Below are 21,893 nucleotides of genomic sequence, written 5' to 3' on the forward strand. Positions count from 1 at the left end.
AGGAGTCTACGCGCCTTCCACTCCAATCAACAGGGTTTCAATACCTGTTCTGTGAACAGAATCTTTGTCGACAAAATACCCCTTTCATCGAAAGGGGCTTTTGGTTGTTCAAATTGTTTTTTTCATCGTCTTATGCGGAATGCCTGCGTCCAGGAATTCTCCCGAAACCGTTTCATAGCCAAGTCTGCTGTAGAATGGTATAGCATGTGTCTGGGCATTCAATTTTAAAGTAGTAATGCCCTGTGACTTGGCATACTCTTCAATTTTATTCATGACAGCGACTCCGGCACCAGTTTTGCGGTGCTCCTTCAGAACGCAAATGCGTTCAACTTTGCCGATTCCGTCTAACACTCTGAATCTCCCCGCGCCTGCTGCTTTTTCTTCATTATATAAAACAAAGTGTATAGCTTCGGATTCATGCTGGTCGATTTCTTCTTCTTCAGGTACCTTTTGTTCGGCGACAAATACGGTACGGCGAACATCAAAGGCATCTGCTAATTCTTGTTCTGTTTCTACGATTCTAACTTCCACTATGATTATTCCTTTCCAAGACGAAATGTTTCATATACTGTCCATGAGCCGTTATCAAGCTGGTACAGCAAATGGATACGGTCTGCTGTATCTTTGAAATTTACATCTGTCATTCTTAATGAACCATAAACATCAGAATGCTCATCATCTGACATCTTTTGTCCAATCGTAATGTGTGGAACAAAATTATATTCCAGATTCCCTTCGAAAGCTGTTTTAAGTTCAATATGGAGTTTTTCTAATTCTTCAGGTGATTCAACTTTTAAATAAATTACGTTATTTACCGGCTTAAAAGAACCAATTTTATTGATATTGATATCAACAGGGCCAAAGTTTCTTGCAATCGTATAGATTTTATCTGCAATTTCCTTGATTTCTTCCTCTGTTGCCTCGAAAGCAGCCTTCAGGGTCAAATGCGGCGGAATTAAAGCGTAGTGCGGGTCATAGCGCCTTCTTAATGAATTTGCATAATCCTGGATTTTTTTCGATGGAAAAATGACAATACCAAATTTCATGTCAATACCCCCGTTTCAAATGTGTGGTGTTATATAAATTAATGAATTAAACGATTAATGATTTGCCATTCATTATAACAAATTTTCTAAATATATAATATATAGACGCATTTATTATATTATGTCCTATTGAAATCATGAAAACATCATTTTGATTGCACGTTTTAAATCAGGCTGCCAGTATGTCCATGTGTGATCGCCTGCAAATTCATCGTAGAAATAGGAGTAGCCTTTTTCTTTGAATATTTTAGATAGCTTTCTGTTTGGGGTTAGGAAATCTTTTTCGCTGGATGAAGTAGTTTTAACTATTGTTTCTTTTTCCCCGACAGTATGATAGACATTCAGCAGTGAAGGCTGATTGCAGTTCCTTGCAGCCGACAATACCTGCTCATTCACATATGGAGACTGCAGCAGCACTTTGCCGAACGTATGCGGATACTGCAAGGCGGCGAGCAGGGAAACAGTTGCCGCAAGGGAATCGCCAATCAATGCACGCCCCATCCCCATTTGGTATGTAGGAAATTCCTGATCCAGGTAAGGGACCAGTTCATGCGCAAGAAAGCGTATATAGGCCTGATGCTGTTCACCATCAGGATGATATTTTCTTCTGCGGTCCTCAACAGATTGATAGGGGATGCCCACGATGATGACGTTTTCAATTTCTTTTTTGCCTAAAAGTTCATCAGCAATACGCCCAATTCTGCCAAGCTGGAAATAATCGCGTCCATCCTGAACAATAAGTAATGAGTACTTATATAAAGGAGAATAGTTAGCTGGCAAATACACCAACATTGTAATTTCTTCTCCTAATTCCTTGCTTTTCAGTGTGATTTCTTGAATTTTACCCATTGGAAAATCCATTTCAAAACCTCCAAATCCATCAGTCTGCTAAGAATTCTTCGTACCGTAACCAAAATTTTATCATATCTATTGCAAAAAAGCTTTTTTGACAAGCCATTCATGAGAAGTGAAGGAATTAAAATATTTCGTTAACCAAAATATTTACAATTTTATGAAAACTTATGTTACTATTGTTTTGAACAATTCTATGAAACAAAGGGGGATATTTAATGAAAAGAAAAAGTTTTCTTCTCGTAACCATCTTGATGCTGGCACTTTCCATGGTTCTGGCTGCATGCGGAGGAAAGGAAAAGACTGGTGGCAATGGCGAGGATGGCAAGTCTGGAGAGAAGCCAAAATTCATTAGCATTCTCACAGGAGGAACAGGCGGTACATATTTCCCGCTGGGTGGTTCTTTTGCAAACATTATCAAAGATGAAACTGGTATCGAAACAAATGCAGAAGTAACGGGTGCATCTGCTGAGAACATGCAATCATTAAAAGATGGTAATGGTGAAATTGCCTTCACTCAGACAGACATTGCGTCGTATGCCACAGAAGGTAAGTTGATGTTCAAAGATGGGAAAATTGATAACGTAAAAGCAATCGGAACTTTATATCCAGAAACTATTCAAATCGTAACGACTGAAAAATCAGGAATTAAATCTGTAGAAGACCTTAAAGGGAAAAATGTATCAGTAGGTGCACCTGGATCAGGTACTGCAGCGAATGCTGAACAGATTCTTGAAGTATACGGATTAACATTCGACGACATTAAGAAAAAGGATCTTTCTTTTGATGAATCAGTAGCTGGAATCCAGGATGGAAGCATCGACGCAGCGTTTGTAACTGCTGGGACGCCAACTGGAGCTGTTGAGCAATTATCTGCAACTGAAAAGGTTGTTATTGTTCCAGTTGAGGCAGATAAAGCAGAAGAACTTATTAAGAAATATCCTTATTATACAAAGGATGAAGTGCCAAGCGGTGTTTACAAGCTAGGAAGTGCAGTACCAACGGTTGCGGTCCAGGCGATGCTTGTTGTCAATGACAGCCTATCTGATGAAGTAGTTTATGATATCACAAAGGCATTATTTGAAAATCTTGATAAAGTAACACATGCTAAAGGCAAATTGATCAAGCCTGAAAAGGCGCTCAACGGGGTTGGAATTGATGTCCATCCTGGTGCGCAAAAATATTATGATGAAAAAGGTATCAAGGCTGAATAAATTATTAAATTTTAAATGGTCTTCATAAGGAGCTTGACCGGACGCAGACACCTTTTATAAGGTTCCTGTGCCCGGTCAAATTCTCTTTAACTGTGAAAATAGTGACATATTTTATATTCTTATAATCATTTTAATATTAAGCTAGGGCAGTTTGCTGTTCAGAAATTTTGAATTGAACAGGCGTGAGTTTATTGAAAAAGAAATGGTTCATATTGTTTATTCTTTTACTGGCAATCAGCGCCAGCGTATTGTTTATTCCTATAAGAAAAGCACTTGTTTTTCAATATGAAAATACAAATAAAATCCTCGCGTTCATCCCTATTTCAGATAATCAGTATTTTAAGATTAAATTCACACATTCAATCCATTTATCTGATGTATTTGAAAGCTATGTTATAACTCATGATGACCAGATTAAACAGTATGAATTGGAGTATGAAGATACAGCGATTGGAATGCCCTCAGATTCATCAGAGGGTGAAAAGTTCATCATGAAAGACGGCAAATACTACATAACAAATATGAACCGAATCTTTCAAAGGTTTGATTTAAGAATCGGACAAGTAAGGGCTAACCATACTGTAATCTTTGATGGAGAAGAGTATCCATTAGCCAATTATATCGAGCCTGGTACTCGTGTAAGGATTGAAGTAAAAAAAATAAACTTACTGCAGGAAAAGGAAGGAGTGAACATCCTTGAGCACAAAAATTGAAACTTTATCTGAACAGGAACAGCAGGAGCTGATAGAAAAATACGATCCTGAGGCTGGTTCAAGGAAGCTAAAAGGCATAATGGGGATCATCGTGTTTGTTTTATTGCTTTCTTTCTCGTTGTTCCAGTTATACACAACACTTTTTGGGGTCTTAACCGCCCAGCTGCAAAGATCGATCCATTTAGGCTTTGCACTTGCTTTGATTTTCCTTTTGTTCCCGGCAAGAAGGAAAGACCGGATTCACAATAAAGTTGCCTGGTATGATATCTTATTAGCTATCATTGCTGTTGCGGTTGGTGCATACTGGCCAGTCATGATTGATGAGCTTGTAAACAGGGTAGGGCGACTTACAGAACTTGATTTTTATATCGGGCTTGCTGCTATATTGCTTGTGCTGGAAGCTACTCGAAGAACAGTAGGACTGCCAATCATGATTATCGCCATGGCATTTATGGGCTATGCATTGTACGGTCCTTATATGCCTGGATTCCTCGCGCATAGAGGACTTGATTTAGATAGGCTTGTTCAATCAATGTTTTACACTACTGAAGGTATTCTGGGAACCCCACTAGGTGTTTCTGCTACATTTATTTTCTTATTCTTGTTATTTGGTTCTTTTCTTGAAAAAACAGGAGTAGGGCAATATTTTAATGACCTTGCAATCTTTATTGCTGGAAAAAGAATTGGCGGACCTGCCAAGGTTGCAATTTTCTCAAGTGCTTTGCAAGGGACAATAAGCGGAAGTTCGGTAGCGAATGTTGTTCAATCAGGGGCTTTTACAATTCCGATGATGAAAAAGCTTGGGTATGGAAAAGAATTCTCTGGAGCAGTTGAAGCATCAGCATCAACAGGCGGCCAGTTAATGCCTCCAGTCATGGGCGCAGCAGCCTTCTTAATGGTTGAATTCATCGGAGGCGGAATCAGTTACTGGGATATCGCAAAAGCTGCAGCTATCCCAGCGGTGCTGTATTTTACAGGAATATGGATCATGACTCATTTTGAAGCAAAAAGGGTAGGTCTTCGCGGCTTAAAGGATGAAGAAATTCCCGGGCGAAAAGAAATACTTTCGAAAATCTATTTGCTAGTACCGATATTAGTTATCATGATTCTAATGTTAACCGGTATGAGTGTTATGAGATCGGCACTATGGAGCATCCTGATCACTGTAGTGGTAAGTGCAATCAAAAAAGAAACACGAATAGGTATAAGAGGAATTATCGAAGCACTGGTAGATGGCGCCCGAACTGCACTTGGTGTTGCAGCGGCAACTGCAGCAGCTGGTATAATCGTTGGTGTAGTAACAAAGACAGGCCTGGGCCTAAAGCTTGCAAACGGTATTTTGGATCTTGCTGGCGGCCTTTTAATTCCAACCCTGATTTTCACTATGATAGCATCACTAATACTTGGAATGGGTTCACCTACAACAGCAAACTATGTCATCACTTCGACAATTGCTGCTCCGGCCATCATCCTGCTGGGTGTACCGGATTTATCTGCACACTTGTTTGTTTTCTATTTCGGGATTATCGCTGATATTACCCCTCCGGTCGCGCTTGCTGCATTCGCCGCAGCTGGTGTGTCAGGTGGGGAACCGTTAAAGACTGGTGTAATCTCATCCAAATTGGCAATAGCAGCCTTTATCATTCCATACATTTTTGTTCTTTCACCAGAAATGCTGATGATTGATACCACATGGTATTACTTGATTTGGGTTGTGTTTACCGCCTTGGCGGGAATGATGTTAATCGGAGCTGGAGTTATAGGATATTGGATTCGGAGTTTGTTCTGGTATGAAAGAGTTATTGCACTCATTGGCGGCTTGCTGCTGATCTATCCTGAGAAAATTTCGGATATCATCGGCCTTGGTTCTTTTGTGCTTATCATCGCATTACAATATTTGATAAAACGAGAAGACAAGGTTCATCCAAAGACCGCAAGTTATTGATATTGTGAAGAACACTCACCAAAAGCATAGCAAGTTAAAAATCGTAAGGAGTCCTCGCATTGGGGGCTTCTTTTTTAGCTTGTTTTTCTGAACCTTTGTTTTTCCGGCATTACAGAAAGAACATTTTCAAACTTGAAAAGGCGGTTATCATTGCGAAGGAAACAAAACGCTTTGAAATAGCTTCCATGCAGTTCTTTCACAATGATTTTACGATGCGTAATTTCGTTGTTCGCCGCCAGGTATATCATTTCAACTGGCTGATTGTCACTAAGTGACTTTGTAAGCAGACGATTCATGTTTTCACCCCTTAGTATTTATATTTACATTATACCCGAACATTCGTTCTTTATTCAATAAAATAGGAACTAATGTTCGTTTTATTTTCAGGGAAAAATGGTATAATTTTTATAAAATGGAGGTATGGATTATGGAAACTGAATTGCTGAGAATATTTGATGAGCAAGGTAAGGAAATAGGCACTGCACCAAGGTCTATAGTACATATAGAAGGACATTGGCATGAGACCTTTCACTGCTGGTTTACTGAGAGGATAGCTGGAGAGGACATTATTTATTTCCAAATCCGTAGTTCTGTTAAAAAGGATTATCCAAATCTATTGGATATCACTGCTGCTGGCCATCTTTTAGCAAATGAAGATGCTTTTGATGGTTTAAGAGAGGTTAAGGAAGAGCTGGGAATAGACATTGAAATGGAAGAATTATTTTCCGTGGGTACAATCAAGGCTTCACTCGTTAGTTCAAATTTTATCGATAAAGAAATGTGCCATGTGTATGTGTATAACAAACATGTCCCTTACGAGAAATACAGCCTGCAAAAAGAGGAAGTCTCAGGAATAATAAGGACCAGTCTGGATCTTTTTGAAAAGCTCTGGTTTGGAGAAGTGATGGAATTGGAGGCAGAGGGTTTTACACTAAACCGCGATGGACAAAAGCAGCCTCTGGTATTGAAGGTAGTAAAAGATCAATTTGTCCCGCATGAGGATGAATATATTAATAGTGTAATCAAAGCAATAAGGGAGATTTAGAGGGGGATGCTGAATGAAAATGATGTTTCACTACAATTGGGCAGTCCGGGATGATTGGTATAAGTGGTGTGAAGGAGTTAATGAGGAAGAGCTGCACGCTTCCCGGACAGGAGGAGTGGGAGGTATATTACAGACCCTTTTTCATATTATTGACGTGGAATGGAGCTGGATTCGCTTGCTTCAGGGAAAAGATGATTTCCAGGAGAACTTTGAGCTTTATAATACCTTGGATAAGGTGAAGGGATTGGATGCCAAATTTAAAGCCGAGGTAAAAGAGTTCGTTCTTGCCTGGAATGATGAGATGGAAAACCGAATCTTACAGCTTCCACAGTCAGATGGCAGCAGCGTTACCTTCACCTGGGGTGAGATTATGAGACATACTCTTGCACATGAAATACACCACATCGGGCAAATTTCAGTATGGGCAAGGGAGATTGGGAAGCAGCCAGTGACAGCGAACTTCATCGGGCGCGGCCTTTTTAAGAATGAAAAAGTTTAGTTCGGTTTTTTATCGACTAAAATCAGCTGGAACCGTCATCGAGCTTTATGAGAAACGATAATCGTACTATATGTCTGATTTGGAAAATTATATTGACATTAGAATCATAACATTATATATTAATAAATGTCCTCGCTAATAAGGACAAACAGAATAACGATTCCTTAGCTCAGCTGGGAGAGCGCTACCTTGACAGGGTAGAGGTCGCTGGTTCGAACCCAGTAGGAATCATACTTTTATGAGAAGCGTGAATTCCTCGAAATGGGATTCACGCTTTTTTTTACATAGGAATTTTCATCTATTCTGAAATGTGGGAAGCAGATAATTGGCTATTCAATCCCTTCAAATTTTGGGTTGATTTTTAAAATACTATCTTGGTTGAGGAATTCTTGTGGAATTCTAAATAAGCTATTTTTATTTTCCTAGACGAATCAAAAAACTTTATATATAGTAGAATTGACAATTGGAGAATTGGAAATGTAGGGGAGCCGGTGGTGCCGGCTGAGAAAGTGTCCAAAGATGCTGACCCTTTTAACCTGATCTGGTTAGTACCAGCGTAGGGAACATCTTCTGATAGACGTTTTTTCGTTTATTATGGATTTTTTCATGCGCTTGGGATTCCCCGAGCGCATTTTTCTGTTTCATTAAAGCCTTCTTTTCCAACTTCATTGTCAAGTAAAAACGGGAAGAGGGAGAATCGTGAAGAAGCTATTAATTTTGTTTTCTGGGTTTTTATTAATCTGGAGTCTTGCCGGCTGTTCATCGAGTGAACCGACAGCCAAGGAAAAGGGCTCACTGAAAAAGGTATCCATTGTGCTTGACTGGACTCCAAATACGAATCATACAGGAATCTACGTAGCAAAGGAAAAAGGATACTTCAAAAAGCATGGATTGGATGTAGATATTCTTTTACCTGGTGAAGCGGGAGCTGACCAGCTGGTTGCATCAGGGAAGGCTGAGTTTGGTGTAAGTTATCAGGAGGGGATTACCCAGGCAAGGATACAGGGAATTCCTCTAGTATCGCTGGCAGCTGTTATTCAGCATAACACTTCAGGCTTTGCTTCTCCGAAAGCCAAAAACATAGTTTCACCAAAGGACTTTGCTGGCAAAACGTATGGAGGCTGGGGTTCACCCATTGAAAAAGAAGTGATCAACTCGATAATGAAACAGGAAAATGCTGATATAGAAAAAGTGAAAATTGTTAATATGGGCGATTCAGACTTTTTCACAGCGGTAAAAAGGGATATTGATTTTGCCTGGATTTATTATGGGTGGACAGGTGTAGAAGCAGAGCTAAGAAATGAACCAATCAATATGGTGTATTTAACAGATTACTCGAAGAAGCTTGATTATTATACACCGGTCATCAGCACAAATGAAAAGATGATTGAGAATGACCCGAAAACCATTAAGGCATTCATGGCAGCGCTCACTGAAGGATATCAATTCGCGATTGATCATCCATCTGAAAGTGCTGATATCCTGATCAAGGCCGTACCTGATCTGGACGAAGATCTGGTTAAGAAAAGCCAGGAATGGCTATCTCCAAAGTATCAAGATGATGCTGATCACTGGGGTGAACAAAAGCTGGAGGTTTGGAAGAATTACAGTGAATGGATGTTTGAAAATGGTCTTCTGGAAAAGGAATTGGATGCTGAAAAAGCCTATACAAATGAGTTTTTACCAGAATAGGGAGGAAATGAACAATGGCGAATGCACTTGTAAGTGTACAAATTATCCCAAAGGCTTCTTCAACAGAGGAAGTTATTCGTTTAGTAGATGAGGCAATTAGTATTATTGATCAACCTGGAGTGATATATGAAGTCCATCCTCTGGAAACGACAATGGAAGGTGAGCTTGAAACACTGTTGTCGGTGATTGCGGAGATGAATAAAAAAATGGTGGGATTAGGCTCACCTAATGTGATCTCACAGGTGAAAATCCTGTATCAGCCAACTGGAATTACAATGAATACACTGACGGAGAAGTACCGCTAATGAAATCAATCTGGAATAAGGGTTGGAGACCATTTTTGGTTCTCCTCCTTTTCTTCTTGTTTTGGGAAGGGATTACCCGATTTAACAGCATCCCTGAATGGCTATTACCCGCCCCCTCGGTCATAGTTGAAGAAGCCATGGCGAGTTATTCATTATTTTTACCCGATATCGCGGCAACATTGCAATTGTCAATCGCCGGGCTTTTGCTCGGGTCAGTGATTGGTTTCCTGATTGCGGTAATGCTGCACTTAGTTCCTTCGTTGCGGAACGCAATTTACCCCTTATTAATATTATCGCAGAATGTACCAATAATCGTATTGGCTCCATTATTAGTGATTTGGTTTGGATTTGGTTTTATGCCGAAATTGATTATCATTATTTTAGTTTGTTTTTTCCCAGTTACGGTTGCTTCGTTAGATGGGTTTAAGAATGTCCCTGCAGATCTTAAGCATTATATGAGAATGTCAGGTGCTTCTGCATTTCAAACCTTCACGAAGGTAGAGCTTCCAAATGCACTTCCGCCACTTTTTTCAGGTTTGAAAATCGCGGCTACTTACAGTGTAATGGGAGCCGTTATTTCTGAATGGCTCGGAGCGGAAAAAGGAATTGGTGTATTCATGACCTTATCGTCATCTGCGTTTCGAACAGATCGTGTGTTTATTGCGATTTTCATCATCATATTTTTTAGCATGCTGTTCTACAGTATCATCATGTTAATTGAAAAGATGATGATTAAATGGCTGCCTGAAGGAGAAAAGTGATGAAAGCAAAAATTAAGCTCGTAAACATTTCGAAAGCCTTTAAAGAAACAGGCCTAGTACTCGATCAGCTTTCCTTGCATGTGAATGAAGGGGAATTTGTTTCAATCATAGGTCCGTCTGGAAGCGGGAAAAGCACTATTTTTCAATGTATTGGCGGTCTGGTTGAGCCTGAAAAAGGAGAACTTTTTCTTGATGATCGAAAAATAAATGGAAAAACAGGGAACATTGCGTATATGCCCCAGCAGCCGGCACTTTTGCCCTGGAGGTCTATATTGGCAAATGTACTGCTTGGACAGGAGCTATTCCACAAGACGGATGAAGAGGAAGCGAAAAAATGGTTAGCGAAAGTAGGCTTATCAAAATACGCAAATGCTTATCCGCATCAGCTTTCGGGTGGGATGAAGCAGCGAGTGGCTTTTTTAAGAGCGCTTATAAGCCCAAAATCTGTATTGCTGCTTGATGAACCATTTTCTGCATTGGATGAGTTCACTCGATTTGATATGCAAAAGTGGCTGTTATCATTATGGGAAGAGGAACGGAAATCGATTCTTTTCATTACCCATAATATTGAAGAAGCAATTTTTTTATCTGACCGAATCTATCTTTTATCCCCACGTCCTGCCAGAATCATCAGGGAGATTATAGTACCATTCCAGCGCTCCAGAAGGGAACAGCTGCTCATGAAGGATGAATTTCTCGAGCTGAAAAGGGAGATATATGATCTATTAAAAGCAGGGGGATTACATGAAAATATTTGATTCCCATATTCATTTTGATAATTATAAAGAAAGTGATAAAGATTTAATCATAAAAAGTTTTGAAACAAATAAAGTCGAGGGTCTGATCACTGTTTCGATGAATCTTCCCTCGTGCAAAGAAAATTTAAGGATTGCAGCAAAATACCCTAAAATTTATCCTGCATTTGGCTTTCATCCAGAACAGCCTTTGCCTTCTGAATCCGAGCTGGAAAAGCTGATAAAATGGATGAACGACCATCAAGAAGATATGGTATCAATTGGCGAGGTTGGCCTTCCATATTATCTTCGCTCGAAGGAGAAGATCGGTAATTTTCCTTATGAAGGGTATGTAGAGGTATTGGAAAGATTTATTATTCTTGCAAAGACCCTTAACAAGCCGATTATCCTGCATGCCGTATATGAGGATGCTCCTGTCGTTTGTGATTTACTAGAGAAGCACAATATCGATAAAGCCCATTTTCATTGGTTCAAGGGTGACAGAAAGACGATGGAAAGAATGGTAAAAAATAAATACATGGTCTCGTTTACACCTGATATCCTTTATGAAGAAGAGACGAGAGAGATTGTAAAGGCCTATCCGCTTCATTTAACAATGGCCGAAACAGATGGACCGTGGCCTTTTGAAGGGGTATTTCATGAGAAAATGACTCAGCCTTCAATGATTCACCAAGTCGTGAAGGAAATCTCTGCAATTAAACAAATCGAAATTGAAGAAGTTTATACTGCTTTGTTCAATCAAGTTAAGCAGTTCTATCAATTATAAGAAAATGCCCGGGTCGGCATCTTGCCGTCCGAGCACTTTTTCTTTAAATATTTAATGTTATAGCATGATAGCTGAAATCCATCATTTCTCCTAGAAGTAAATTTTTATCTCATATATCCAGATACTGTTTAGATGTAGAGATGAATTCGCGAACAGCAAAGCTTAAGTATTTATCTTTTTTCCAGATAAGCCCCAGCTCTAGGTCAACAGCTGATTTTTGGAAGGGAAGGACTGAAACTTCCTTATTGTTAATATTCTCGCAAATCTTGCTGGGTAAAAGCGCTATTCCCATTTTTCCCTCGACCATTCCAAGAAGAAAGTCCTTTTGAGAACTTTCACATACGATGTTAGGCTGGAAGTTGTTTTTTGAACATTCCTCAATGATTAGGTCATAAAGTGTGAAATCTTTTCGATATAAAATAAATGGCTCATTTTTCAATTCAGAAAAATGAACATCTTTCTTCGATGCTAAAGCATGGTCACGATGGACAATTAACATCAGCGGATCCTTGATTACATTGATGATTTCAAAACTGCTGCCCTGAGCAGGCAGTGTGCAGATTAGCCCAATATCCAGTGATCCTTCCTCGACACCCTTCTTTATTTTTTTAGTTCCTACTTCCGTCAGAGTTATTTTTACGAGGGGGTATTTTTCTTTGTATTGGCTGATTAACTTTGAAAAGAAAGCTGCGCCAACAATTGGAGGAATCCCAATTCGTATTTCACCGCTTTTTAGCTCCATCAGGTCAGTTAATTCAAGGGTCAGGTTTTGGAATGCCTCTAATACTTTTTTGGCATTCATTAATACTGCTTTTCCTGCGTCGGTTAATTCAAGCTGCTTAGAAGAACGGTAAAATAACGGCACTCCTAGTTCTCCTTCTAAATTTTTGATTGCTTTACTAATTGAAGGCTGCGAAACGTGAAGCGTTTGTGAGGCCTTTGTAAAGCTTAATTGCTCTGCAACTTTGGAAAAATACTCCAAATGACGTATGTCCAAGTAATTTCACCTCCCGGATCTAATATAGATAAGTGTTTTTTTATAATATTCTAACATTTTAATGTAAAGTCGATTAGTTAGTCTACTGATTGGACTGATTATTTTATTACTCCTGGCTGCTTTATAGCCAAAACGCATAAAGGATATAGAATATATGTATTTTATTTATAAAGTTAATCCATTATATAATGAACTAAATTTAAAAGATTCCTTTTGAAATAAAATTACTGAAAATTATTAATTTTCCAGTAATGAAGGATAACAATTAAAAATTAGACTGTGTTAGGTCAGTGTTGATTTTTTGCACCTGTTGATTAAAGCAGAGAGTACTCGACTCCTCGAAAATGCTACCGGATTTCTTTCGTGCGGGGGTAATTTTTGAGGTAGCTTTTCAAAGTCCTGCGGGTTCACCGGACGCCATGCGTAAAGCAAGCGCCTGGAGCGGAAACAGTTAAGGTTAACAGAGCCAAAAAAATAAAAGGAGATGTTAGGATGGGGAATTTACAAGAAGAATCTCTATTACTGCATGAAAAATTTAAAGGGAAATTATCCGTTGATGTGAAAATGCCTTTAAATAATATGAAGGATTTAAGTTTAGCATATTCTCCAGGTGTGGCTGAACCATGCAAGCAGATTCATGCTCATCCGGAAAAAGTCTATGATTATACAATTAAAGGGAACTTAATTGCAGTTGTATCAGACGGGACATCCGTGCTGGGGCTGGGGGATATTGGACCAGAAGCCGCAATGCCAGTAATGGAAGGGAAGGCTGCACTATTTAAAGCCTTCGCTGGGATTGATGCGATCCCTATTTGCCTCGATACTAAAGATCCAGAAGAAATAATAAAGACAGTTAAATTGCTTCAGCCAACCTTTGGAGGAATTAATTTAGAAGATATTGCCTCACCGAATTGTTTTTACATTGAAGAGACGCTAAAAAAAGAAATGAACATTCCAGTATTTCATGACGACCAGCATGGAACGGCAATCGTAACCGCGGCAGGTTTAGTTAACTCCTTGAAACTGGTTAATAAAAAAATTGAGGAAATTATGGTAGTAATAAACGGGGCTGGTGCCGCGGGAATCGCCATTATTAAGCTATTAAGGAATATGGGCGTGAACAATTTGATTATGTGTGATACAAAGGGAGCAATTTATGAAGGCAGACAGGTAGGAATGAATTCACTGAAGGAATCCGTTTCAAAAATTACCAATCAAAATATGCTGAAGGGACAGCTGTCAGATGTGATAGCAGGTGCAGATGTGTTCATCGGTGTTTCATCCGCCGGGGCACTGACAAAGGAAATGGTACGTAAGATGTCTCATGATGCCATTATCTTTGCTATGGCAAATCCAGTGCCGGAAATCATGCCTGAAGAAGCAAAGGAAGCAGGTGCTAGGATTGTTGGAACGGGACGTTCGGATCTGCCTAACCAGGTCAACAATGTACTGGCGTTTCCTGGCATATTCAGAGGTGCTTTAGATGTTTTCGCTACCGATATTAATGATGAGATGAAGGCTGCAGCAGTGAATGCAATTGCAGGTTTAATAGAGAGTGATGAATTATCTGAGGATTATGTAATACCAGGCCCATTAGACAGCAGAGTAGTTTCTGCAGTAAGAGAGGCGGTTGCAAGGGCTGCCCAGGAAACAGGGGTAGCGCGGAAAGCGATATTCCACAGTGATTTAGTAGACATCCAGGGATAGCACATTTGAATTCACGAACTTTATAGTAAGATCGGAACCAGTGAAAACCATCCGGTAATTTCTATTGATTCGACAGTGAAGAGGCATAACATAAATCATTCAGCAATACTTTGAAACCCTTAAATATGGAGTGAAATGGAAAGGAGAATGAATAAGGTGAAAGTACTTGAAGTGATTGATACGAAGGAAATGCTTCCCGGTGAATTCATTGATAATTATTTTGTTATTTATGAGGAAATAGAAAACAAACAGTTTGATGTAAACAATAATTATTACTTTGTAAAGGATCATTTTGTTGAAAAAAACATCACTCTGTTTAAAGGGAGCACGTATTCTACTTTGCGGAAAATTAAGGTATACCCTATTAAAAGTATGGACGTAAGATTGATTCGGGAAACGATTTTTAAAGACTTTCCTTCGTTATTTAAAAAGATTCAATTTACAAGTAAAGCAGTGTAAAAGAAAGGCTGTTTACTAAAAGATTGTTGTTTTAAATGGGTTGTTTGAAATCAACTTATTAAAAGCCACAAAGTATACGAAAACAGCCAAAAGAAAAATCACTTTCATTAAAAGGTGTTTTCCTATATGGGAAACGCCTTTTTGTACGAAAGTATAATTGAAATAGTAATAGTTTCCCTCCTATTTTGCAGCAAATTTCGTAAGTCTGTATTGAAATCAAACAAGTACTTATACAGCCTCTGGGAAAATAAGTGTGATGGATGCAGGGAAAATAAAATAGAATATAGTATCCGGATCACTCAGGGGGGAGAAGGTTAATTGGCACTAAAAATAATGACAATAACCATTGCAAGTATCTTAATTGGAATTGGGATTAACGGATTTATCATACCTTCTCATTTAATTAATGGAGGCATTTGGGGCGTCAGCCTTTTGCTAAATTATATATGGGGGTGGAAACTGGCAGTTATATTTACCAGTCTTAATGTCCCTATTTACTTCATTGCCATCTATTACAATTTACATTATTTCTTTTATGGATTAATTGGTACGTTTATTTCCGCTATTATGATCAGCCTTTTAAGTCCTCTGAATGGATTATTCCACCTCCCGTTCCTATTAAATATTTGTTTAGGAGGGATTTTTGTTGGATGCGGAGTAGGCCTTATGTTAAGAATTCATGCAAGTCCAGGAGGCCTTGATTTACTCGCATTAATCGTATCGAAGTTTTTCTCCGTTAACGTAGGATTGGTCATCCTCTTGATTGATAGTTTTATCGTTCTAAGCGGTGTGATTATTTTTAAAGAGTTATCTTTTCTTTATTCTCTAGTAATTGTTGCATTTGTAGGGTCTATTGTATTGCTGCTGACTTCGATAAAGTCGATATCGATCTCCAGGTATTGAAAACACAGGATAGGGGTCCCTATCCTGTGTTTTTTGCCTTATTGTCTATTTTCCCTTATAACCTCTTGCAGCCTGTCCGGAAAGTTTGTGAACATTCCAGTTACACCCCAATCCAGGAGCTTGCGCATATCTTCTTTTTGATTAACGGTGTATGGGTGAATAAGTAAATCATGTTCGCGAACACTTTGCACATACGCTTCATCAATTTTGTCGAAATTCATTCCAAGCCCGATGCTATATTTTTTGTATTCCTCTAATTCATTGTCTGTAATAACCGCTGCCTCGTCATACCACAATAATTGTACAAGCGGGATATCAGGATTTAAGGCATGGATTTTTTTAAGGCTGTCCGGGCTGAATGATTGAATTAGTACCTTGCTCGATGGAACATTCGTACCGGTTAACTTATATTCTTTCATGATTTCTAATAACTTTTCTTCCATTCCTGGATAGACTTCTGGTGATTTCGTTTCGATATAATAGCGTTCTCCGCTGCCGAATTTTTGGAAAATCTCCTCAAGAGTTGGCACTTTCAGGCCAGCGTATTCTTCTTTTGCGTATGAAGGATATTTTTCATTGAACCACGAGCCAGCATCCAGCTGCTTGATTTCTTCAAGGGTATAGTCTTTGACAAGCCCTGTGCCATTCGTTGTCCGGTCTAAAGTTTCATCATGCATGGCAATCAGTTCGCCATCTTTAGTCATTTGAAGGTCGATTTCTATGTAATCGCCTTTCATAGCCTCTCCTAACTCATACGAAAGAAGGGTATGTTCCGGGGCATATCCTGAAGCACCTCGATGGGCAACATTTAAGATTTTATTATCTGTTAATGCAGGATGAATTGAGCCCCCAGCTTGCACTTGTTCAACCATTCCTGCACCAGCCCCAAACAGGGCAGCGGACATAATAATATTTCTGAAAATTGGCTTCATGTTATTTTCCCCTTTCAAATTATCTTCACTATTAGACTAATTCCCAAAGATTAAGAGAGTATAAATTAAACGTTAAGAAGAGTTAAGAGTTTGTATCATAAAGGATTTATTATGAGTTAGTGAAACTGAAAACTCTGTTGATTAGACAGAAAGCGAGCATCCTGGAGTGTAAATTAACACTTATTTAATAGCAACAATGGTTACGAAAACAGCCAAAAGAAAATATAAAAAAATTATATTAAAAAACTGATTAATTTGATTTTTAGATATTTTCTAACTATTTACTTGATAAATATACACTTCGATGTTTAAATAAAATTAAGTTTTCACTTATCAGATATGTGATATCTGAAAAGAAAGGGGTGAATTTGTGAAAATCGAAAGGATCTCAACTAAAAAAGTATCCGAATCAGTTACAGAACAAATTGAAAAGATGATAGAAGTTGGGAAATTCCTTCCCGGTGAAAAACTTCCTTCTGTCCGTGAGCTTTGCGAAATGTTCGGGGTAGGCCGTTCTGCTGTAAGGGATGCCATCACTACCCTTAAAGGGAAAGGGGCAGTGACGGTAAAGCAGGGAGAAGGTACCTACATATGTAAGTTTGACTCTGGAAGACTCTTTAACAATCATCTCCTCCTTCCAAGCTCGAAAGATATCAGTCAGTTATTTCAAGTCAGAAAGCTTCTTGAACCAGGTATTGCTGAAATAGCCGCGGAAAATCGGTCAGAGAAAGATTTGAAGCTGATGGAGGGCCTCCTTTATGGAAGCGGGGATAATAGCTGGGAAGCTGATTTTAACTTTCATCTGGCAATAGCCAAAGCAGCAGGGAATGAGATACTGGTCCAGCTTCTCGAATTCATCTCAGCTTCGATGAAAAAGACGATGATTGGATTTCATCAATGTATTGAAGAGGATCGTAAAGTTTTTGAAGAAATAACTCGTCAGCACTCACAGATTTTCCGGATGATTCAAAACAAAGAGTCCGCACAAGCAAAGCAAATGATGGAAGAACACTTGGAATATGTAGAGGATTTGCTAAAAACTAGTTCAGTGTTAAATGTCTAATATCAAATTACTTTTGTTTCTTGCTCAGAAACAGTTGGAGGGCTGCTATGATAACCACCGGGATATTAACGGAACTTAAATCATTTTTTCCTGAAACGCAAATTTTGGAAGAAGGTATTGAAGCAAATGCTTTTGGCAATGGGGGTTCGCTAACTGTATTCCCTAATACTGAAGAGGAGATTGCAAGTGTATTAAAATATGCAAATGAAACAAATAAAACGATAAATGTCATTGGCAGCGGTACGAAAAGAGGATTTGGAGGCACTGCAGAAGGTGCTGATATCCTTATTTCAATGGCAAACTTTAAAGGAATCGTCGAACATGTACCAGGCGATATGACGCTTACTGTTAAGCCAGGCAGCTCCTTCAAGGAGCTTCAGGATTATCTGCAGGAGTTTAACCAAAGAATAGCTCTTGATCCATTTTTACCTGGGCATGCGACAATCGGTGGAATTGTTGCTGCAAATGAAAGCGGTCCCAAGCGTCTTGGTTATGGTTCTGCACGTGATGCTGTAATCGGGCTGAGGATTGTTTATCCGGACGGAAAAGTGATTCGATCCGGTGGAAAAGTAGTGAAAAATGTTGCTGGCTATGACATGAACAAACTTTATATTGGTGCGATGGGAACTCTTGGTGTCATTTCCGAGATCTCTTTGAAATTGAGGCCGATAACAAAAGATGAAAGCCTATTGTTGATTAAATTCACTGAGGACAGCCTGGAAAAGGCAAAGGCCTTTGCTGTTCAGCTTTTGGATACGGTGGTTGAGCCTGTTGCTCTCGAACTGATGAATCCTTCATTATCAGAAAAACTGCTAAAAGAAAGGGTATTCACTCTGGCAATCGGTTTTGAAGATGTTGAAAGCTCAGTTAAATACCAGGAGGAATTCGTCCGTAAGATACAGCCGCCAGGTACTAAGCTGGTCATTCTTCAGCAGCAGGCAGCAAGATCATTTTGGAATGATTTTTATGAGAATGTGCCAAATGGGTCTGTACCTATTGAAAGCAATGGTATAGAAGCAGCATTGAAAATAGGAACCGTTAACTTGGATGTTATCGAGGTCCTGAAAGAATGCGAATCAATACAAGATTCCCACAACCTGCTGATAGAAGGTCATGGAGGGCTCGGACATGGATTATCCCAGGTGGTGCTAAGGGGAGCAGAATCAGACGTGCTTTCCGCCATCAGCTTAATAAGGGAAAAGGCAGCACTCCAGAGCGGTTACGTTGTTGTTAAGCATTTGCCGCTAGCTTTACGCAAGAAAGTCGATGTTTGGGGAGAAAAGCCCGCTTACCAGTTTTTATTGGAAGGAATCAAAGCAAAAGTTGATCCAAATCGAGTCCTGAATCCTGGACGTTTTGTGGGAGGGATATAATTGTGAGTTTAAGAGAGTTAGATTTGAAGCAGGAACCAACTTGCACATCCAACAGTTTAAGCAATTATCTCTGGAGCGATCCGCCGGATGAAAATAAATGGGCAGATTGCGTCCATTGCGGCATGTGTCTGGAATCATGTCCAACCTATGAACTTACGGGCCAGGAACAGCATTCCCCACGCGGGAGAGTCCATCTGATTAAATCAGTTGCAGAAGGAAAGCTTACAGTGAACGAGCAATTCATGGATCCTGTTTTTGCTTGTCTAGACTGCCGTGCCTGTACTACTGCCTGTCCGGCTGATGTGAATGTAGGTGGCTTGATAGAAGAAGCTAGAGGGCAAATTCGACAGGCCATGCCATTGACTGGCTGGAAAGGGGCAGTAAACAAGCTATTTTTACAAGAATTGTTCCCGCATCAAAATCGTCTTAATTCATTAGGCAGCCTGCTGAAATTTTACCAAAAGAGCGGAATGCAAAAGGCAATCCGAAAGACTGGCCTGATCAATATCATGCCGAAGCATCTTATAGACATGGAAGCGATCATGCCGGAAATCAATGAACCAGTACGTAAAAAGTATAAGAACGTGGACGTGATCAAGGCTAAAACTGAGACAAAACAGGAAGTTGCGATGCTTACTGGCTGTGTAATGGACGTCATGTTCAGTGATGTCAATGAAGCAACTATTAATGTTTTGACTCGTAATGGTAACGATGTCATCATTCCAAGAAATCAAACATGCTGCGGTGCGTTGCATGTCCATGCAGGTGACAGGGAAACAGGAAGGAAGCTTGCCAAGAAAAACATTGAAGCTTTCAAGAATGCTGACAAAATCATAGTCAATGCAGCGGGGTGCGGCAGTATGCTGAAGGAATATCATGAATTGTTCCGTGATGATCCTGAGTGGCATGACAAAGCTGTAGAATTCTCCGAAAAGGTAGAAGATATTTCTAAATACCTTCACGATACTGGTTATGAAAAGCCTAAAGCAGAAATGAATGTCAGGATGACCTATCACGATGCCTGTCACCTTGCCCACGGTCAGGGAATACGCCAGGAGCCGCGTGATATTCTTTTGGATATCCCTGGAGTAGAAATGGTGCATATGCCAAACTCCGACCGCTGCTGCGGAAGTGCAGGGATTTATAACATAACAAACCCCGATATGGCCGGTGCCATCCTTGATAGCAAGATGGAAAATGTCCCGGAAGATGTTGAAATGATTTCAATGGGAAATCCAGGCTGTATGCTTCAAATGGCCGTAGGAGTACAAAAGCATGGAAGAAACCAAAAGGTTGTGCATACTATTCAGCTGCTTGACTGGGCATATCAAAAAGAAGACAGCCTGAAGGAGGGAAAGTGATGGCTCGCAAAGGCATTCAAACGAACGATCCTCACATTTTGAATCTCGCTAAGATTGTCGGTGAAGACCCGGTCCGCAAGTCTATCCTCTATCATAAGGAAGACCTGCTTGCTTACGATTGTGACGGTTTTACACTCCATAAGCATTTACCAAAGGTGGTTGTTTTTCCAAAGAATACAGCAGAAGTAGCAGCTATCGTTAAATACTGCCATGAGAATGATCTGCCATTCCTTGCGAGGGGTGCCGGTACTGGCCTTAGCGGGGGGGCAATTCCGCTGAACGGTGAGGTAATCATCAGTATGGTCCGGATGAAAAAGCTGTTAAGCGTAGATTTTGAGAATAGAAGGGCAGTTGTCGAACCTGGTTTTGTGAACCTTAAGCTCACCAACTCTATTTCAGATAAAGGATATTACTATGCTCCGGATCCTTCTAGCCAATATTGCTGCACGATTGGCGGGAACGTTGCTGAAAATGCAGGTGGTGCCCATTGCCTCAAATATGGTGTAACAACTAACCATATTCTAGGTTTGGAAGTTGTCATGCCGAATGGGGAAATAATTGAAATAGGGAAAGACGGAGTTCCTGACCTTCCGGGATATGATTTGCTGGGATTATTGACGGGGTCGGAAGGGACATTGGGAATCGTAACGAAAATAACCGTTAGGATTTTAAAGAACCCTGAATCAAAACAGACTGTACTTGCCTATTTTGATAAGGTAGCAGATGGCAGTAAAGCAGTATCGGATATAATTTCAGCAGGAATTGTGCCTGCAGCACTTGAAATGATGGATAAAACCGCCATTGAAGGAGTGGAGGCTGCTGCATTCCCTGTTGGGCATCCAAGGGATATTGAGGCGGTGCTGCTGATTGAAGTGGACGGTATTGCTGCTGGGATTGATGAGCAAATAAACCAGATTCTTGAGGTTTGCAATAATAATAACGTACGAGAAGTAAAAGCTGCTCAGAGTGAGCAGGAAAGGGCAAGATGGTGGGCCAACCGAAAAACTGGCTTCGGGGCAATGGGTGCGATTTCACCTGACTATTTAGTTCAGGACGGTGTCATCCCAAGAAGCAGGCTGCCGGAAGTGTTAAAGCGTATAAATGAAATCAGTGATGAATTCGGACTGCGAATTGCCAATATTTTTCATGCCGGGGACGGAAATCTTCATCCGCTCGTTCTATTTGATGCCAGAAAGCCTGGGGAAAGTGACAAAGCTCTTGAGGCAGGCAGCCTGTGTCTGAAGGTGTGTGCAGACGTTGGAGGTACCATTACCGGAGAGCATGGGGTGGGTATTGAAAAAAGAGAAGAAATGCGTTTTGTGTTCACTGATGAGGAAATTATGGCACAGACAGAGATCCGGCAAGTCTTTAACTCAAAAAATCTTTTAAATGCTGGAAAACTTTTTCCGTCACCTGGGCGCTGTGTTGAGGTTAAAAAGGAAATTGCCGCAGCTTCATCCTTGTGATGATCGATATAATAAAAAGTCAAAAATTTTTAGTCAAAT

At 39.9% G+C, this 21,893-nt stretch carries 23 protein-coding genes, 1 tRNA gene and 1 riboswitch; of the genes, 18 read left to right on the forward strand and 6 right to left on the reverse strand.

The window, feature by feature from the left end; translation table 11 throughout:
* Positions 1-108 precede the first annotated feature (108 nt).
* The 3 genes from V7654_RS19020 to V7654_RS19030 all read right to left on the reverse strand — a co-directional run bounded on the left by V7654_RS19020 (position 109) and on the right by V7654_RS19030 (position 1,907).
* Positions 109-531, reverse strand: a complete 423-nt coding sequence (locus tag V7654_RS19020) for a GNAT family N-acetyltransferase (RefSeq protein WP_335432367.1) — start codon at positions 529-531, stop codon at positions 109-111.
* Between the two features lie 5 nt (positions 532-536).
* Entirely contained in the window at positions 537-1,046 is a 510-nt protein-coding gene (locus V7654_RS19025) for a YjcG family protein (protein WP_335432368.1), read from the reverse strand.
* A gap of 135 nt (positions 1,047-1,181) precedes the next feature.
* Positions 1,182-1,907: an alpha/beta hydrolase gene (locus V7654_RS19030; protein ID WP_335432370.1), complete on the reverse strand. Its 726-nt coding sequence runs from the start codon at positions 1,905-1,907 to the stop codon at positions 1,182-1,184.
* A gap of 209 nt (positions 1,908-2,116) precedes the next feature.
* Between V7654_RS19030 and V7654_RS19035 the strand changes: the two genes are divergently transcribed.
* From V7654_RS19035 to V7654_RS19045, 3 genes are all read left to right on the forward strand, one after another.
* The gene (locus V7654_RS19035; RefSeq protein WP_335432372.1) at positions 2,117-3,112 is read left to right on the forward strand and encodes a TAXI family TRAP transporter solute-binding subunit; all 996 of its coding nucleotides are present in this window, start codon (positions 2,117-2,119) and stop codon (positions 3,110-3,112) included.
* 191 nt (positions 3,113-3,303) lie between these two features.
* Positions 3,304-3,825, forward strand: a complete 522-nt coding sequence (locus V7654_RS19040) for a DUF1850 domain-containing protein (protein WP_335432373.1) — start codon at positions 3,304-3,306, stop codon at positions 3,823-3,825.
* Positions 3,809-5,770 carry a TRAP transporter permease gene (locus tag V7654_RS19045; RefSeq protein WP_335432374.1) on the forward strand — a complete coding sequence of 654 codons (1,962 nt, stop codon included), beginning with the start codon at positions 3,809-3,811 and terminating at the stop codon, positions 5,768-5,770. The genes V7654_RS19040 and V7654_RS19045 overlap by 17 nt, the downstream gene beginning before the upstream one ends.
* Before the next feature lie 74 nt (positions 5,771-5,844).
* Here V7654_RS19045 and V7654_RS19050 read toward each other — a convergent pair whose 3' ends face one another.
* Positions 5,845-6,066: a hypothetical protein gene (locus tag V7654_RS19050; protein ID WP_207498827.1), complete on the reverse strand. Its 222-nt coding sequence runs from the start codon at positions 6,064-6,066 to the stop codon at positions 5,845-5,847.
* Between the two features lie 131 nt (positions 6,067-6,197).
* Here V7654_RS19050 and V7654_RS19055 point away from each other — a divergent pair, with 131 nt between their 5' ends.
* The 8 genes from V7654_RS19055 to V7654_RS19090 all read left to right on the forward strand — a co-directional run bounded on the left by V7654_RS19055 (position 6,198) and on the right by V7654_RS19090 (position 11,593).
* Entirely contained in the window at positions 6,198-6,815 is a 618-nt protein-coding gene (locus V7654_RS19055) for an NUDIX hydrolase (RefSeq protein ID WP_335432376.1), read from the forward strand.
* Positions 6,816-6,828: 13 nt separating this feature from the next.
* Positions 6,829-7,314 (forward strand): DinB family protein, encoded by a 486-nt coding sequence (locus tag V7654_RS19060; protein WP_335432377.1) that lies wholly within the window; start codon positions 6,829-6,831, stop codon positions 7,312-7,314.
* Positions 7,315-7,472: 158 nt separating this feature from the next.
* Positions 7,473-7,545: transfer RNA gene (locus tag V7654_RS19065), tRNA-Val, on the forward strand.
* 240 nt (positions 7,546-7,785) lie between these two features.
* Positions 7,786-7,894: riboswitch (TPP riboswitch) on the forward strand.
* Between the two features lie 119 nt (positions 7,895-8,013).
* On the forward strand, positions 8,014-9,006 hold the full coding sequence (locus V7654_RS19070) for an ABC transporter substrate-binding protein (RefSeq protein WP_438825326.1): 993 nt from the start codon (positions 8,014-8,016) through the stop codon (positions 9,004-9,006).
* Positions 9,007-9,020: 14 nt separating this feature from the next.
* The gene (locus tag V7654_RS19075; RefSeq protein WP_335432378.1) at positions 9,021-9,311 is read left to right on the forward strand and encodes a thiamine-binding protein; all 291 of its coding nucleotides are present in this window, start codon (positions 9,021-9,023) and stop codon (positions 9,309-9,311) included.
* Positions 9,311-10,072, forward strand: a complete 762-nt coding sequence (locus V7654_RS19080) for an ABC transporter permease (protein ID WP_335432379.1) — start codon at positions 9,311-9,313, stop codon at positions 10,070-10,072. Before V7654_RS19075 ends, V7654_RS19080 begins: the two co-directional genes overlap by 1 nt.
* Positions 10,072-10,830: an ABC transporter ATP-binding protein gene (locus V7654_RS19085; RefSeq protein WP_335432380.1), complete on the forward strand. Its 759-nt coding sequence runs from the start codon at positions 10,072-10,074 to the stop codon at positions 10,828-10,830. Before V7654_RS19080 ends, V7654_RS19085 begins: the two co-directional genes overlap by 1 nt.
* Positions 10,817-11,593, forward strand: coding sequence for a TatD family hydrolase (locus V7654_RS19090; RefSeq protein WP_335432381.1), 777 nt, complete (start codon positions 10,817-10,819; stop codon positions 11,591-11,593). The genes V7654_RS19085 and V7654_RS19090 overlap by 14 nt, the downstream gene beginning before the upstream one ends.
* A gap of 109 nt (positions 11,594-11,702) precedes the next feature.
* On the opposite strand, the gene V7654_RS19095 is transcribed toward V7654_RS19090, so the two are convergent.
* Positions 11,703-12,590, reverse strand: a complete 888-nt coding sequence (locus V7654_RS19095) for a LysR family transcriptional regulator (RefSeq protein ID WP_335432382.1) — start codon at positions 12,588-12,590, stop codon at positions 11,703-11,705.
* A gap of 492 nt (positions 12,591-13,082) precedes the next feature.
* On the opposite strand from V7654_RS19095, the gene V7654_RS19100 reads away from it, so the two are divergent.
* The 3 genes from V7654_RS19100 to V7654_RS19110 all read left to right on the forward strand — a co-directional run bounded on the left by V7654_RS19100 (position 13,083) and on the right by V7654_RS19110 (position 15,659).
* Positions 13,083-14,297, forward strand: coding sequence for an NAD(P)-dependent malic enzyme (locus V7654_RS19100; protein WP_335432383.1), 1,215 nt, complete (start codon positions 13,083-13,085; stop codon positions 14,295-14,297).
* Positions 14,298-14,444: 147 nt separating this feature from the next.
* On the forward strand, positions 14,445-14,756 hold the full coding sequence (locus tag V7654_RS19105; protein ID WP_335432385.1) for a hypothetical protein: 312 nt from the start codon (positions 14,445-14,447) through the stop codon (positions 14,754-14,756).
* Between the two features lie 333 nt (positions 14,757-15,089).
* Positions 15,090-15,659 carry a YitT family protein gene (locus tag V7654_RS19110; RefSeq protein ID WP_335432386.1) on the forward strand — a complete coding sequence of 190 codons (570 nt, stop codon included), beginning with the start codon at positions 15,090-15,092 and terminating at the stop codon, positions 15,657-15,659.
* A gap of 38 nt (positions 15,660-15,697) precedes the next feature.
* On the opposite strand, the gene V7654_RS19115 is transcribed toward V7654_RS19110, so the two are convergent.
* Positions 15,698-16,531 (reverse strand): glycerophosphodiester phosphodiesterase, encoded by an 834-nt coding sequence (locus V7654_RS19115; protein ID WP_335432480.1) that lies wholly within the window; start codon positions 16,529-16,531, stop codon positions 15,698-15,700.
* A gap of 430 nt (positions 16,532-16,961) precedes the next feature.
* On the opposite strand from V7654_RS19115, the gene V7654_RS19120 reads away from it, so the two are divergent.
* Genes V7654_RS19120 through V7654_RS19135 form a run of 4 tightly spaced genes read left to right on the forward strand, consistent with a single transcriptional unit; the run spans position 16,962 to position 21,854 of the window.
* The gene (locus V7654_RS19120; protein ID WP_335432387.1) at positions 16,962-17,654 is read left to right on the forward strand and encodes a FadR/GntR family transcriptional regulator; all 693 of its coding nucleotides are present in this window, start codon (positions 16,962-16,964) and stop codon (positions 17,652-17,654) included.
* 47 nt (positions 17,655-17,701) lie between these two features.
* Positions 17,702-19,027, forward strand: a complete 1,326-nt coding sequence (locus V7654_RS19125) for an FAD-binding oxidoreductase (protein ID WP_335432388.1) — start codon at positions 17,702-17,704, stop codon at positions 19,025-19,027.
* A gap of 2 nt (positions 19,028-19,029) precedes the next feature.
* Positions 19,030-20,388 carry a (Fe-S)-binding protein gene (locus tag V7654_RS19130; RefSeq protein ID WP_335432389.1) on the forward strand — a complete coding sequence of 453 codons (1,359 nt, stop codon included), beginning with the start codon at positions 19,030-19,032 and terminating at the stop codon, positions 20,386-20,388.
* Positions 20,388-21,854 (forward strand): FAD-linked oxidase C-terminal domain-containing protein, encoded by a 1,467-nt coding sequence (locus V7654_RS19135; protein WP_335432390.1) that lies wholly within the window; start codon positions 20,388-20,390, stop codon positions 21,852-21,854. Before V7654_RS19130 ends, V7654_RS19135 begins: the two co-directional genes overlap by 1 nt.
* The last annotated feature ends 39 nt before the right edge of the window (positions 21,855-21,893 follow it).

This window comes from Bacillus sp. JJ1609 (genome assembly GCF_036967045.1).
GTDB lineage: Bacteria > Bacillota > Bacilli > Bacillales > Cytobacillaceae > Mesobacillus.